Consider the following 14,254-nt stretch of genomic DNA (forward strand, 5'->3'; position numbering starts at 1 on the left):
GGTAAACACACGGCTAAATCGAGCAAATAACGTGGCATAAATGCCCGCAGTTGAACTCTTCCTTCGCGGTGATCAGATCGCGACCTATGCTTCGCTTTCCTCGAGCGGGAATGGCGACAACATGACTGTGACCATGACAGGGGTCACGCCGCTTGGCGGGGCGCATGTGACCTACAGGGTTGTCGTGCGACAAGTCGGCAACGGACAAAGCGGCTTTCAGAATGGCCAATTCGTCGATATCTACGCCTGGCCGGATGATGACCCGCCAGACCCGCCGATCTTTCGCAGCCTGAACCCGCAGCATGACCAGTTTCAGGGCCGCGCCGCCTCTAACCGGCACCAGATTTTCACCAGCCCCGCCCGCGTGCTCTTCCAGCTCGACCCGATCCAGCCCGGCACGCTGCGCCTCGGCCCCGGTGCGCATCCGCCGCGCAACACCAGACTGCCGTTCTCCGGTTTCCCCTCTACGCCCCCTGCCATCCCCTGCTTTGTGCAAGGCACCCTGATCCGCACCAATCTCGGTGAAATCCCTGTCGAGCGCATCCGCCCCGGCGTGATGGTGCAGACGATGGACAACGGCTTCAAGCCTGTGATCTGGGCTGGACAGCGCAAGGTCTGTGGTCTGGGCAGTCTGGCCCCTGTCCGGTTCGAGGCAGGCACGGCCGGAAACCACCGCAGGCTGCTTGTCTCGCCCCAGCACCGCATGCTGATGTCGGGATGGCGCAGCGAATTGGCCACGGGCGAGCGCGAAACCTTTGCAGCGGCGGTGCATCTGGTGAATGGCGGACGTGTGCGCCGTGTCCGCCGGCCGATGGTGACCTATGTCCACCTGCTGTGCGAGGCGCATCAAGTTATCTTTGCCGATGGCGCGCCGACCGAAAGCCTGTTTCCGGGCGGCTCGGCCCTGTCAGCCTTCGACCGCCCGGCAAGAGATGAAATCCGGCGCCTGTTTCCGCAGCTTTGCCCGCGCGAGGGCGCGGGCGGCGGGCTCGCGCGTCCGGTGCTCAATCGGGTGGCCGCGCGCGTTGCCCTCGCCTAACCGGCCTGCGCCAGCATCAGCGGCGCGCGTTCTCCTGCCACGAAACGGCGCAGGACTTGCGGGTAAAGCCGGTGTTCCTGCACCAAGACCCGCGCCGCCAGCGTCTCGGCGGTATCGCCCGGCAGGACCGGCACCACCGCCTGCCCCAGCATCGGCCCCGCGTCCAGTTCCGCCGTCACCTCGTGCACGGTGCAGCCTGCCTGCGTATCGCCCGCATCGAGCGCCCGTTGGTGCGTGTGCAGCCCCGGATACTTGGGCAACAACGACGGGTGGATGTTCAGCATCCGGCCTTCAAAGCGGCGGACAAAGGCGGGGGTCAACACCCGCATGAAACCGGCAAGGCAAAGCACATCCGGCTCCGCCTCCAGAAGCGGGCGCAACAGTTGCTCTTCAAAACCGGCGCGGTCGCGTCCAAAGGCGCGGTGGTCCACCGCCGCTATCGGCACGCCCAAGGCGGCCGCCCGCGCAAGGCCCGCCGCCGCCGGATCGTTCGACCCTACCAGAACGGGCGTTGCAAAACCGCCGTCCTGCATCGCCTCGACCAGCCGCAGCATGTTGGAGCCACCCCCCGAAATCAGGATGGCAACGCGTTTCACAGCAGCGCACCCTTGTAGACAACGCCCTCACCCGCCACGACACGGCCCATGCGCACCACCGTCTCGCCCTCGGCCTGCAACAGCGCGGTCAGGGCCTCGGCCCGGTCCTCGGCCACCACCAGCATCATCCCGATGCCGCAGTTGAAGGTCTTGAGCAATTCGGGCTCGGACATCGCGGCCGTGCGTGCCAGCCAGTCGAACACGGGCGGCAGCGTCCATGCGTCCAGGTCGATCTCGCAAGCCAATCCCTCGGGGATCACGCGGGGCGGATTTTCGGTCAGCCCGCCGCCCGTGATATGCGCCAAGGCGTGCACCCCGCCCGCCCGCACCGCTGCAAGCGCCTGCTTGACGTAAAGCCGCGTCGGCGCCAGCAGCGCCGCGCCCAGACTGCCTTCGCCAAAAGGCGAGGCCGCATCCCAGCCGAGGCCCGACAGTTCCACCACCTTGCGCACAAAGCTGTAGCCGTTGGAATGAACCCCGTTGGATGCAAGGCCAAGCAGCACATCGCCCTCGACCACGCCCGCAGGCAGGTCCTGCCCCCGCTCCATTGCACCCACCGCAAAGCCGGCCAGATCGAAATCGCCGCCGTGATACATGCCCGGCATCTCCGCCGTCTCGCCCCCGATCAGCGCGCAGCCACTGGCCTCGCAGCCCGCCGCAATGCCGTTGATGATGCGGGTCGCCTGATCCAGTTCCAGCTTGCCGGTGGCGAAATAGTCAAGGAAGAACAGTGGCTCGGCCCCTTGGCACACCAGATCATTGACGCACATCGCCACCAGATCGACGCCGATCGTATCGACATTGCCGGTGTCGATCGCAATGCGCAGCTTGGTGCCCACGCCATCGGTCGCCGCCACAAGGATCGGGTCGGTATAGCCGGCGCCCTTGAGATCGAACAGCGCGCCAAACCCGCCCAGCCCGCCCATCGTGCCAGACCGCATGGTGCGCTTGGCCGCAGGTTTGATCCGCTCGATCAAGGCGTTGCCCGCGTCAATGTCGACGCCCGCATCGGCATAGGTAAGCCCGTTGTGGCCTTTGGTCATCGCCCGTCTCCGTTCAGGGAATCCGCTGTTGGGCTTCCCTTACGCTTTTCCCCTTTTGGGCGCAACAAACCAACGCCACTTGTCCCGCCCAACCTTGACCCCCGCGCATGATCTGCTAGGCAAGAAGGCGGTATGGGGCTGTAGCTCAATGGTTAGAGCCGGGCGCTCATAACGCCTTGGTTGGGGGTTCGAGTCCCTCCGGCCCTACCACCTTTCGCATATCCGCCGCCCTTCACGGTGCAGATCGGGCGCGGCGGGCGCCAATGGCAACCGTTCCGGCACGTGGGACGCAAGGACAAGGGGCGAGGACTGGCCTTGCAGACCCACGGCTTCCTCTCCCGCGCTCCCCGCAAGATCGCCAGAACGGCGTTTCATCTCGCGATCCTGGTTGCGGTGGCGGTGCTGACAGGGTCGGCGGTGGCCCTGTTCCTGTGGTCGCTCGACCGGGCAACACAGGCGCGCTTCGACCATCCCTGGCTGATCTGGCTGATGCCTGTGGCAGGCTTTGCGATGGTCTGGTGCTACCAGCGCTTCGGCGGCAGATCAGGTGGCGGCAACAATCTGATTGTCGAGGAAATCCACCAGCCGGCGGGCGGCGTGCCGCTGCGCATGGCCCCTTTCGTCCTGATCGCGACCGTGCTCACCCATCTGGTCGGTGGCTCGGCTGGGCGCGAGGGCACCGCCGTGCAAATCGGCGGGGCGCTCGCCGGAGGGCTTGGCAGGCGTGTGCAGCTCGATGCCGACTCGCAGCGCCTCCTGCTGATCTGCGGCATCGCCGCTGGCTTCGGCGCGGTCTTCGGCACACCGCTCGCCGGGGCCATCTTCGCGCTCGAGGTGTTGATGATCGGGCGCATCCAATACGGGGCGCTTTTGCCCGCGCTCCTGGCCGCGCTGGTCGGGCACTGGACCGTCACCGCATGGGGCGTCGGCCATGTGCATTACGAAATCAGCTTTTCCGGCCGTGACATCACGGGATGGTTCGGCATCGACGTCACCCTTTTCGCCAAGGTCGCCCTTGCCGGCGTGGTCTTTGGCCTCTGCGCCCGCGCCTTTGCCGAAGCCTTGCAGCAGATGGCCGCGCTCTGGGCGCGGTTTGTGCCCTATGCGCCCCTGCGTCCCGTCTTTGCCTCGGCCCTCATCATCGCTCTGGTCTACCTGCTGGACACACGCGCCTATCTGGGCCTCGGCGTGTGGAGCGCGATCCCCTCGGATCCGACGCTGACCGGTTTTCTCGAACCCGGGCAGAGCGATTACACAAGCTGGTTCTGGAAATTCGTCTTTACCGTCATTACCCTTTCCGCAGGGTTCAAGGGCGGCGAGGTCACACCGCTGTTCTTCATCGGCGCGGCGCTCGGCGTGGCGCTTGGCGGCCTTCTGGGGGTGCCAACCGATCTGCTGGCCGCCATCGGCTTTGTCGCGGTCTTTGCCGGAGCCACCAATACGCCGCTGGCCAGTCTTGTTATGGGGATTGAACTCTTCGGGGCCGCCCATGCCGTGCCATTGGCCATCGGCTGTTTCGTCGCCTTCGCCGCCTCGGGCCATAGCTCCATCTACAAGGCCCAGCGGATCGCACAGCCAAAATCCGGCGGCGGATGGCATCCCGGCCCCGCCCTGACGCTGGAGCAATGGCGCAAGGCCCGCGCTGCGGCACGGCGCGGCGACGGCGTATCCGGCGGCTGAGCGCGCCCCTCCGTCAGAGGGCCGAGACCGTCACATCCATCCGCGCCCCGCCCAAAGAGGCAAAGGCGCGCTGCCGGCAGGTCAGCACGATGATCTGCTGATCCAGAGCCACGCGGTGCAGCGCGGTGAACATGGCTTCGATCCGGTCATCGTCGCTGTGCACCAGTGCATCATCAAGGATCACCGGCACCGCCCGCCCCGCCCGCGCAAACAACCGCGCAAAGGCCAGCCGCGTCAGCACCGCGAGTTGCTCCCGTGTGCCGCCAGACAGGATGTCCAGCCCCTCTGCCTGCCCCTCGCGCAAGAGCGCCACGGGCAGCAGGCTGCTATCATCGATCTGCAACTGCGCCCCCGGATGCAGGATCGACAACAGCGGGTTCAACTCGCGCAGCACGGGGCCAAAATAGGTGTCACGCGCCGCGCGCCGCGCGGCCTCCAGCGCCTCGCGCAAGAGGGCCAGCGACTTTACTTCGCGTTCATAGCGCGCCGCGCGGGCCTTCGCTGCCGCCTCCCGGCCCCGCAACTCGTCCAGTGCTTCCTCGATGCCTTCATCGGCCCATGCACCGATCACGCCATTCACGCCCGCAAGGGTGGTTTCACAACTGGCGCGGTCCCTCTGCCGCCCCTCGCACACCGCGCGCAAACGCGCGACCGCCGCGCGCGCGGTGTCAAGGTCGGGGGCCTCGGCCCTCAGACGCTCCAGCAGAGCCGCAGCCGCCGCGCAGGCCTCGGCCTGCTGGCCCTGCGCCTCGGACAGGATTTGCAGCCGCGCGGCCAGATCGACCAGATCGCCCGCCTCTGCCGCGATCTCGCGCTGCGCGGTCTCGGCGGCCCGATGCGCCGCCAAGGCCCCGGCGCGGGCCTCGCGCAATTGCCCGTGCCGCGCCTCGGCCTCGCGCCGCACCGCAAGCGCGGCCTGCTCCTCGGCCCGTGCCTGCGCCAGCGCCGCCTCAAGTGCCGCCAGATCGCCCGCCGGCCCGTCCGCCGTATCGCCCGCCTCGGCGCGGGCGGCGGCAAGGCGGGCGCGCAGCGCGTCAAGCCCTCCCTCGGCCAGCTCGGCCAGCATAGCCCGTGTGGCCTCAATCGCCGCATCCAGCCGCTGCGCCTCTGACAAGGCGCGGCGCGCGGCGGCAAGATCGGGCGCCTCGCAAGCCCCGAGCGCCGCCTGTAGCGCATCGCCCGCACGCGCCCGTGTCTCGGCCAGCCCGTCCCCCGCCCCGAGACCGGGGTCAATCGTCATTCCGCCGATGCCGGGCAGATCAAGCCGGGTCACGCGCTGGACCCGCAGACTGCCCGCCTCCAGCGGTTGCCCGTCAAGCCTCACCCGCGCCTCTCCGGCATAGTCCAGCCGGATCGCCACATGCCGCGATTCTTCCTGCGCGGTCAGACGGTCAAACACCGCCTGCGCCTCTTCGGCCCGCGCGAGTGCGGCAGGGGTGATGCGGAAAACGGCCCGCGCCGCAACCTGTTCTTCCAGCAGATTGCGCTGCGCCTCGGCACGGGCAAGCTGGCTGGCAAGCCCGATCGCGCGCGCCTGCGCCGCCGTTGCCAGATGCGCCCGCCGCGCATGGTCAAGCGCCTGCTGGGCCGCGCTGCTTGCGCCTGCCGCCGCATCGTGCCGCGCTGCTGCCGCCCGTTCCTGCCCCGCAGCCTCGGCGGTCAAAGCATCCACCTTGTCAAGCTCTGCCGCCGTGCGCGCCTCGGCCTCGGCCGCCCGCCGCAGACGGGTGCGCAGGTCTTGCAAGGCGCGGATTTCGGCAGCGGACTGCTCGGCGGTCAGCTGGGCCAGCCGCAGATCGCTCGCGGCGCGGCGCATCTGCTCGGCGTGACGCTCTGCGGCCTGCAACGCCTCCTGCGCCGCCGAAAGGCCCGCCGCCTCTCGTGCCTGCGCCTCGGGATCGGACAGCGCCTGCAGGTTGCGCATCAGCCCCGCCCGCTGGGCCAGCGCCTCGGTCAGCCGCCGCGCCTTGTCTTCCAGCCCGACCCGCGCAGCCTCCAGACCGGCAGCCTCGTCCACCGCGCGCGCCCATTCGCCGCCCGCCCTGGGCTTGAGCGTGCCCGTCGCCAGCCGCGCCAGCGCCTCTGCCACACGGGTCAGCACCAGATCCATCCGGCGCCCGCCCGTCATTGCATCGATTTCCCCGGCGACCGAGGCCACCAGATCGCGCCGCGTGGAAAAAGCCCTTTCCCGCTCGGCCTTGTCGGCGGCGCTGCTGCCTTCGGGCTCCAGCCCGAACAGTCCCTGCCGCACCCACAACAGGCCCGAAGGTCCGGCAAGCCCCTGCCCCGTCAACCGCTCGATCCACGCCTCCGCCTCGTCCTCCTGGGCGATCACGCGGCCCGCATCATCCAGCACCCGCGCGCTCTGCCGCGACAGCCAGCGCTTTTCCAGCCGGAAGCGCCGACCCTCGATCTCCAGTTCGACCGCCGCCTCGGGCGCACCGCCCGCATGGGGTTGCAACGCGCGGGTCTGGGCGGTCTTGCTGCGGTGGTGCTGGAAGAACAGCGCGTGCAGACCGTCAAAAAACGTCGATTTGCCAAATTCGTTGGGCTGCGCCAGCACCGAAATCCCGTCACCGATGCCGTCGATGCGCGCCCGCTGACCGCCAAAGCGGCGCAGGTTGACCAATTCTATCGCGCGGATTTTCATGCTGGCACCTCTTGCACCAGCGCATAAAGCCGCGCCAGCGCCGCCTCGGCCAGCTCACGCTCGGCCCCCGGTCGTGCCGGATCGCGCGACTGCGCCAGCAGGCTTTCCGCCGCCTCCCGCAGGGCACCGCGGCGGTCGATCATATCCAGATCACCGTCCTGCACCTCGCTGGCAAGCCGCGACAGATCGGCCTCGAACCAGCCAAAATCGGGGGCGACAGCGGCAAGCGCCGCCTCCAGCGCCGCCCGCTCCGCCAAGGCAAGCCGGCCCGACACATCCAGCCGCATCAGCACATCGCGCCGCTCTGCCTCGGGCGGCAGGCACTGCGCCAGCCGCTCGGCCACCGCGTCCCCGGGCAGCACATCCAGCGCAGGCCGCAGCCACTGGAACTGGCCCGTTGGCCGCACCTCGGCCTTGGCAGGCGTGCCCGCCGCGCCAAGCGTCACCGCCAAAGCCCCTGCGGCCAGATCATGCTTGAACCCGTCGGCTTCGGGCGTTCCGCTGTACCATGTGGCCGGACCAACCTGCATCCGCCCGTGCCAATCGCCCAAAGCCAGATAATCCAGCCCCGAAAGCCGCGCCCGATCAGGCGGGATGATGCCAAGCCCGCCCTCCTCGCCGCTGAAATCCATGATCGCGCCATGCCCGAGCCCGATGCGCAGCGCCCCCGGCGGCGTCGGGGCCGACATCGCCTCCGACAGGTCACGACCGGGCCTGCGCTGCGTGCAGGGCGCGGGCAACAGCCAGACGGCGCTCTCCATCTCTATCGGCTCGGGTCGTGTCAGCACCACAAGGTTGGCGGGCGCGTCCTGCAAGAAGCGCCGCCAAAGCTCCGATGCGGCAAGGCTGTCATGATTGCCGGGCAAAACGAACCAGCGCAGATCGGAGGCGGCAGCCATCGCGCGCAGGGCGTGGCGCAGCGTTTCGGGCGACGGTGTCTCGGCATCGAACGTATCGCCCGCCAAGAGAACATCGCGCGCCCCCGCCTGCCGTGCGGCCGCGGCCAGCCGCTGCAACGCGCCATGCCGCGCCTCGCGCAGCCGCCCGCGGATCGTCTCGGGAAAGTTGCCAAAGGCCTTGCCCAGATGCAGGTCGGCACTGTGCAGAAAGCTATAGGCCATGCGTCACACGCTCCATGCTGCGACGCGCCCGCTGCGGATCACGCCCTCATGGTCCGAGCATTCCCGCAAATACCGCGCTGCGGCAAGCCCTTGCGGCGGCAGCGGCCCTGCCTAGACCGCCATCGCCTGCGCCGCGCGGCTTTGCACAAGGGGCAGATCGGCCACCATCTTCTCCAGCACGGCGCGCAGCTTGGCCGGATCGACAGGCTTTTGCACCATCGGCACCGACTGGAAATCGACAGGCAGATGTTCCGGCCCGTAGCCCGAGACAAAACAGAACGGAATCCCGCGCTTGGTCAGGATTTCCGCCACCCCGTCCACCTTTTCGCCGCCCAGATTTCCGTCCAGCAGCGCCAGATCGATGCTCTGGTTTTCTGCGGCAATCAGCGCATCCTTCAGCGTGCGCGCCACGGCCACCACCTCGGCCCCCACATCCTCGAGCTCGCAGCTCAGGTCCAGCGCGACCAGCGGCTCGTCCTCGATCAGCAGCACCCGCCGCCCGATCAGGGCATCCTCTGACACCGCCGCCACAGCCGCCGGCTTTTGCACCGGACCCGCCCCTTCGGCGGCAGTCACCCCGTGGGCAAGCCGGATGGTCCACGCAACGCCCCGCGGCTGCCAATCCACCTCCACGCTGCCCTCGTCGCCGCCCGCGCTGGCATCGATCAGCGTATGGCCAAAGCCCTTGCGCGTCGGCGGCGACACCGCAGGGCCGCCCCGTTCCTGCCAATGCAGCACAAGCCCCGCGCCCTCATGACGCCAGGACAGCAACACCTCACCCCCCGGCACCGAAAACGCGCCATATTTCTGCGCATTGGTGCCAAGCTCGTGCAACGTCAGCGCAAGGCGCAGCATGTTCTCGGGCGAGATCTGCACCTGCGGGCCGCTGCGGTGCAGACGGTCTCCCACCAGTGTGCCGGCCTGCACCTGATCGTCGATCAACCCGTCAAGCGGGGCGCTCGACCATGTGGCATCGGACAAGATCGAATGGGCGCGCGCAAGCGCCTGCAACCGGCCCGAGAAACTGCGGTCAAAATCCTCCAGCCCTGCCGACTGGCGCAGGGTCTGGCGCGCAATCGCCTGCACATTGGCCAAGGTATTCTTGATCCGGTGGTTCAACTCGCCGATCAGCAAGGACCGCATTTCCTCGGCCTGCCGCCGCTCGGTGATGTCCAGCACCTGCAAGGTCAGCGACATGTGCTGGCTGTCGGCCTCGCGCAGCGACGAGCCGTGGAATTCGCAGGCAATCTCGCGCCCGTCCGCACTGAAGGCGACCGCCTCCATCGTATAGCGCGGCGCGGCATCCGGCCCGCTGTCGGCAGCGATCCACGCGCGCAAGGCGTCAATCGTCTCGGCCCCGAGCCATCCGGTCTCGCCGACCGGCCTCCCCAGCATATCCCGCGCACGGTGGCCGAAGATACGCTCGGCCCCTTGCGACCATGCGCGCAGCACAAGTCCGCAATCCAGCTCGATCGTGGCCAGCGGCGAATTGTCCGCATGGGCCTTCAGCCGCGCCATCGCCTGATCGCGGTGCTGGGCAATCGCCCGCATCTCGTCGCGCTGGCGGGCCAGATCACGCGCCTGCTGGCCCAACTGGAAGAACACCTCGCATTTCGATTTCAGGATGACCGGATCGATCGGCTTGAAGATGAAGTCGACCGCACCGGCCTCATAGCCGCGAAACCGGCGGGTTTCGTCTATATCGGCAGCGGTCACGAAAATGATGGGCAAGCGCCGCGTCCGCTCGGCCCCGCGCATCAGCTCGGCCAGCTCATAGCCATCGGTGTCGGGCATATGCACGTCAAGCAAGGCCAGCGCGTAATCGTTCACCAACATCATCTCGAGCGCTTCCGCTGCCGAATGCGCCTTGTGAATCTCCAGACCGTCGCGGCGCAGCAACGCCTCCAGCGCCACCAGATTCTCCTGGATGTCATCGACAAGCAGGAAACGGATCGCTCTGTCAGGCATGATCTACCCCTTGAACTGCATTTCTGCGCCAAATGCGCTGTGACTCGTCAAAAGCGGAAAACAACGGCGCATGGGCCGAAAAGCGCAGGGTTTCATGGGAGCCAAGGCCAAGGAACCCGCCCCGCGCCAAAGAGCCCGCAAACAGGCCCAAGGCACGGTCTTGCAGCGCGTTGTCAAAGTAAATCAGAACATTGCGGCACGATACCAGATGCACTTCGGAAAACACCTGATCGGTCGCAAGATTGTGTTCGGTGAACACCGTCTTGCGGCGCAGGTTGCGGTCAAAGGCAGCGCGGCCATAGGCGGCGGTGTAGTAATCCGAAAGCGAGGCGCGCCCGCCCGCCTTCTGGTAGTTCTGCGAAAACTGCGCCATGCGGTCCATGTCGTAGATTCCGGCCTCGGCCTTGGCCAAGGCGCGCCGGTTGATCTCGGTCGCATAGAACAGGGTGCGGTCCAGCAGACCCTCCTCATGAAACAGGATCGCCAGCGAATAGAGTTCCTCGCCATCGGCGCAGCCCGCCACCCAGACCTTGAGCGAGGGAAAGGTGCTCAGATGCGGGATCACCTCGCGCCGGAGCGACAGATAGAACGACGGATCGCGGAACACCTCGCTCACCTGCACCGTCATGGCGTCGATCACCGTGGGCAGCACATCGGGTTCATGCAGCAGCCTGCGCTGCAAATCCGACAGCGTGGCGCATTCCAGCCGGCTGCGCGCCAGATCGGCGCGCCGTTGCAGCGACACACGGGAGTAGGACCGGAAGTCGTAATGATAGCGCCGATACAGCGCCTCGAGAAACAGGTCGAGTTCGACATCGGCCGGAGCGGGAATTGGGACTGGCGCAGAAATCATCGCGGCATCCACACACGGGTCAGCGAAAGCAGTTTGTCCACATCCAGCGGCTTGGACAGATAGTCATTGGCCCCCGCCGCAAGGCACTGGTTCTGGTCATCCGCCATCGCCTTTGCCGTCAGCATGATGATGGGCAGGTTCTTCCAGCGGTCAATCTTGCGGATTTCGCGCGTGGCCGTCAGCCCGTCCATCTCGGGCATCATCACATCCATCAGCACCAGATCGATCTTGGGCTGCGCCCCGTCGGCGATCCGGCCCAGAACCTCCAGCGCCTCGCGGCCATTGCGCGCGATCTGCACCGTCGCGCCATGCGGCTCGAAGATTCCGGTCAGCGCATAGACATTGCGGATGTCGTCCTCGACGACCAGAATTCGCCGCCCCTCCAGCATGGCATCGCGGTTGAGCGATGCCGCCAGCATCTCGCGCTGCTTTTCGGGCAGGTCCGACACCACCTGATGCAGGAACAGCGTCACCTCGTCGATCAGCCGCTCGGGAGACTTCGCCCCCTTGATGATGATGGATTTCGAATGACGCCGCAGCCGCTGTTCCTCGGCCTCGTCGAGCGCGCGCGCCGTATAGACGATCACCGGCGGGAAGCTGGGATCATCGCCGGAATCGAGCATCTCCAGCAGATCGAACCCCGTCGCATCCGGCAGCGTCATGTCCAGCACGATGCAATCCACCGGCTGGCTGCGGAAGGCGGCCAGCGCCTCGGCGGCGGTGGCGGCCCCGATCGCCTCCACCTCGTTATTGCCCAACAGTGCCTTGAGCCCCTCAAGCTGCGCAGGATCATCCTCGACGATCAGCACGCGCCGCACCTGATGCTCCAGCCGCTGCTCCAGCCGCTGGATCGCCTGCGACAGTTCCTCGCGGCGAACAGGCTTCATCATGTAGCTGATGGCCCCCTGCGACAGCGCCTCATGCGTGTAATCCTCGGCAGAGCACATGTGCACCGGAATGTGCCGCGTTGCCAGATCGCGTTTCAACTGGTCCAGCACCGCAAGGCCGGAATGGTCCGGCAGGCCCACATCCAGCACGATCGCATGGGGCACATAGAACCGCGCCGCCGCAATCGCCTCGTCCGCGCGGCCCACGCAGAGGCATTTGAAGCCGAGTTCCCTCGCCAGATCGCTCAGCACCTGCGCAAAGGCGACATCATCCTCGACCACCAGCATAAGCCGGTCACCCTGTTGCACCGTCTCGCGGTCATCGCTCACCCCCGTCAGCGGGGTCAGCACAGGCGGCCCCATCGCCGCGGCAGGTGCCGCCGTGCCTCGGGCAACGGGCCGCGCCGCCACCGCGCGCGGAGCCTCGGCCTGCGCGACCGCCGGACGCCGCGTCTCGGCGCTTTGCGGCAGGTCTCGCGGAATGGTCAGCGTAAAGGTGCTGCCCTTTCCCGGCTGGCTGGAAAGGCTGATGCTGCCGCCCAGCAGATCGGCCAACTCGCGCGAGATCGACAGCCCGAGCCCCGTGCCGCCATAGCGGCGTGAAATCGTGCCGTCTGCCTGACGGAAGGCATCGAACACCGCCTCATGTTCGCTTTCGGCAATGCCGATGCCTGTGTCTTGCACGGCAAAGGCAATGCCCTCGGGCGCAGAGGTGATCTGCAACGACACCCGCCCCTGATCGGTAAACTTGATCGCATTCGACAGGAAGTTGCGCAGAACCTGCTCCAGCCGGTTCCCGTCGGTGTGGATCACGCCCACCCCCGGCGCGACCTCTGCCGTCAGTTGCAACCCTTTCGAGCGTGCCTGCACCTCGAAGCCGCGCAGCAGCTTGCGGGCCACCGTCTGCGGGTCCACCTCGGTGCGCAGCAGGTCCAGCTTGCCCGCCTCGATCTTCGACAGGTCCAGAATGTCGTTGATGAGGGTCAGCAAATCCTGACCCGAGCTTTCGATGGTCTGCGCCCAGCGCACCTGCTCGGCGGTCAGGGTGCGGCCGCGATTTTCGGCGAGCAGGCGCGACATGATCAGCAGCGCGTTCAGCGGCGTGCGCAATTCATGCGACATGTTCGCCACGAATTCGGACTTGTAGCGGCTCTCGCGCTCCAACGCCTTGGCCTGTTCCTCGAGCGATTTGCGCGACTGCACCAGCGCATTGCGCTGCTCTTCCAGAAGCTGCGTCTGGTTCTCGAGCTGCGAATTCTGCTCCTCCAGCTCCGATTGCTGATGCTCCAGCAACTGCTGGCTTTCCTTCAGCGCGCGGGTCTGCTCTTCCAGCTCCTCGTTGGTGGCGGCCAGTTCCTCGCTATAGCTGCGCAATTCCTCGGCCTGCCGCCGGCTTTCCTCCAGCAGCTGCTGCAACTGGGTGCGGTATTGCGCCGAGCGGATCGCCACGCCCACCTTGTCGCCCACCCGCTCCAACAAGCGGCGCGCGGTCTCGGTCAGCGGGCGGTCCATCCCGATTTCGATGGCGCCGTTGCAGGCAATCCCGTCATGGGTGGGGACGATCACGCTGTAGGCCGCCTTGCCGCGCATCAGGCCCGACCCCCAGCCCAGCGCGAAATCAGGCTCTGCCTTTAGGCAAACGAGGCTGTTGCCCTGCACAGCCCGCGCCAGATGGCCGTTTCCATCGGAAATTGTCTGCGCCAGCGCGTCAGGATCGCCGCCCCACTGGCCAAAGCGTTCAAACCCGTGACCCTGCCGCACATAGATGACCCCGGCGCGGGCCTTCATCTTGTCGGCTAAGGTGTCCAGCACCTGCGCTCCCAGCTTCTCGAGCGCCAGATCACCCTGCACCGCCCGCGCCATCTGCACCTGCCCCTGCTGCACCCAGTCAGCCTCGGCCAGCGCATTGCGGCTGACGATCAGATACCGCCCCGCCGCCCCAAGCAGCAGCGCCAGAGAGGCCGCCATTACCCGGTTTGCCGCCGCGATCCGCGGATCAATCCCTTCCTGATCCACCATGAAACCCACCAGCAACAGCAGGGTGATGATGATCGCAACGCCCACCGGTATCAGCGGGCGACTGGACAGAAAGCTCAGGATCAGCGGCAGGAAATAACCAAGCCAGACCGCCGTGCCCAAGGGAAAGATCAGGTCAAGAACAAACACGGCCGCAAGCGCCATGGCCACCACGGACACAACGCCGAAATCTCGTCCAAAACTTACCAATCCTGCCCCCTTGAACGGCCCTTTGCTGTCTGCGGCCACAGATTTTGGCGCAGCGCAGATGCTTGGCAACGCAGAACCCGCCCCCGCGGTTCCAAGACATTCAAGGTATTTTTTGGCCCAGATCCCCCCTTTTTACAGGCTGGTCTCCGGCATTATGTCCCCCGCAGACGGCGGATCATGGCTGCACCGCC

At 66.9% G+C, this 14,254-nt stretch carries 9 protein-coding genes and 1 tRNA gene; 3 read left to right on the top strand and 7 right to left on the bottom strand.

Annotated features, from left to right (window positions below):
* Positions 1-40: 40 nt before the first annotated feature.
* Entirely contained in the window at positions 41-1,039 is a 999-nt protein-coding gene (locus tag G3572_RS05150; RefSeq protein ID WP_164609561.1) for a Hint domain-containing protein, read from the top strand.
* On the opposite strand, the gene purN is transcribed toward G3572_RS05150, so the two are convergent.
* Both purN and purM read right to left on the bottom strand, forming a co-directional pair.
* Entirely contained in the window at positions 1,036-1,635 is a 600-nt protein-coding gene (purN, locus tag G3572_RS05155) for a phosphoribosylglycinamide formyltransferase (RefSeq protein ID WP_164609562.1), read from the bottom strand. The two genes, G3572_RS05150 and purN, sit on opposite strands and share 4 nt — an antisense overlap.
* Positions 1,632-2,678 (bottom strand): phosphoribosylformylglycinamidine cyclo-ligase, encoded by a 1,047-nt coding sequence (gene purM, locus G3572_RS05160; protein ID WP_164609563.1) that lies wholly within the window; start codon positions 2,676-2,678, stop codon positions 1,632-1,634. The genes purN and purM overlap by 4 nt, the downstream gene beginning before the upstream one ends.
* A gap of 134 nt (positions 2,679-2,812) precedes the next feature.
* On the opposite strand from purM, the gene G3572_RS05165 reads away from it, so the two are divergent.
* Both G3572_RS05165 and G3572_RS05170 read left to right on the top strand, forming a co-directional pair.
* Positions 2,813-2,888 (top strand) — tRNA-Ile (locus G3572_RS05165).
* Between the two features lie 105 nt (positions 2,889-2,993).
* The gene (locus tag G3572_RS05170) at positions 2,994-4,358 is read left to right on the top strand and encodes a chloride channel protein (RefSeq protein ID WP_164609564.1); all 1,365 of its coding nucleotides are present in this window, start codon (positions 2,994-2,996) and stop codon (positions 4,356-4,358) included.
* 13 nt (positions 4,359-4,371) lie between these two features.
* Here the strand turns inward: G3572_RS05170 and G3572_RS05175 are convergent, their stop codons facing one another.
* The 5 genes from G3572_RS05175 to G3572_RS05195 form a co-directional block, all read right to left on the bottom strand.
* Positions 4,372-7,008, bottom strand: coding sequence for an AAA family ATPase (locus tag G3572_RS05175; RefSeq protein WP_164609565.1), 2,637 nt, complete (start codon positions 7,006-7,008; stop codon positions 4,372-4,374).
* Complete coding sequence (locus G3572_RS05180; RefSeq protein ID WP_164609566.1) at positions 7,005-8,129, bottom strand: metallophosphoesterase family protein; 1,125 nt, start codon at positions 8,127-8,129, stop codon at positions 7,005-7,007. The genes G3572_RS05175 and G3572_RS05180 overlap by 4 nt, the downstream gene beginning before the upstream one ends.
* Before the next feature lie 111 nt (positions 8,130-8,240).
* Complete coding sequence (locus G3572_RS22265) at positions 8,241-10,097, bottom strand: response regulator (RefSeq protein WP_164609567.1); 1,857 nt, start codon at positions 10,095-10,097, stop codon at positions 8,241-8,243.
* Positions 10,090-10,950 carry a CheR family methyltransferase gene (locus G3572_RS05190; protein WP_164609568.1) on the bottom strand — a complete coding sequence of 287 codons (861 nt, stop codon included), beginning with the start codon at positions 10,948-10,950 and terminating at the stop codon, positions 10,090-10,092. Before G3572_RS05190 ends, G3572_RS22265 begins: the two co-directional genes overlap by 8 nt.
* Positions 10,947-14,063, bottom strand: a complete 3,117-nt coding sequence (locus G3572_RS05195) for a response regulator (RefSeq protein WP_240335402.1) — start codon at positions 14,061-14,063, stop codon at positions 10,947-10,949. Before G3572_RS05195 ends, G3572_RS05190 begins: the two co-directional genes overlap by 4 nt.
* Positions 14,064-14,254 lie beyond the last annotated feature (191 nt).

It is taken from the genome of Pseudotabrizicola algicola (assembly GCF_010915705.1).
GTDB lineage: Bacteria > Pseudomonadota > Alphaproteobacteria > Rhodobacterales > Rhodobacteraceae > Pseudotabrizicola > Pseudotabrizicola algicola.

Excerpts from the sequence above, each read along its gene's own strand:
- G3572_RS05150 (WP_164609561.1), top strand. The coding sequence starts at position 41 with ATGCCCGCAGTTGAACTCTTCCTTCGCGGTGATCAGATCGCGACCTAT.
- G3572_RS05175 (WP_164609565.1), bottom strand. The coding sequence starts at position 7,008 with ATGAAAATCCGCGCGATAGAATTGGTCAACCTGCGCCGCTTTGGCGGT.
- G3572_RS05180 (WP_164609566.1), bottom strand. The coding sequence starts at position 8,129 with ATGGCCTATAGCTTTCTGCACAGTGCCGACCTGCATCTGGGCAAGGCC.
- G3572_RS05190 (WP_164609568.1), bottom strand. The coding sequence starts at position 10,950 with ATGATTTCTGCGCCAGTCCCAATTCCCGCTCCGGCCGATGTCGAACTC.
- purM (WP_164609563.1), bottom strand. The coding sequence starts at position 2,678 with ATGACCAAAGGCCACAACGGGCTTACCTATGCCGATGCGGGCGTCGAC.
- G3572_RS22265 (WP_164609567.1), bottom strand. The coding sequence starts at position 10,097 with ATGCCTGACAGAGCGATCCGTTTCCTGCTTGTCGATGACATCCAGGAG.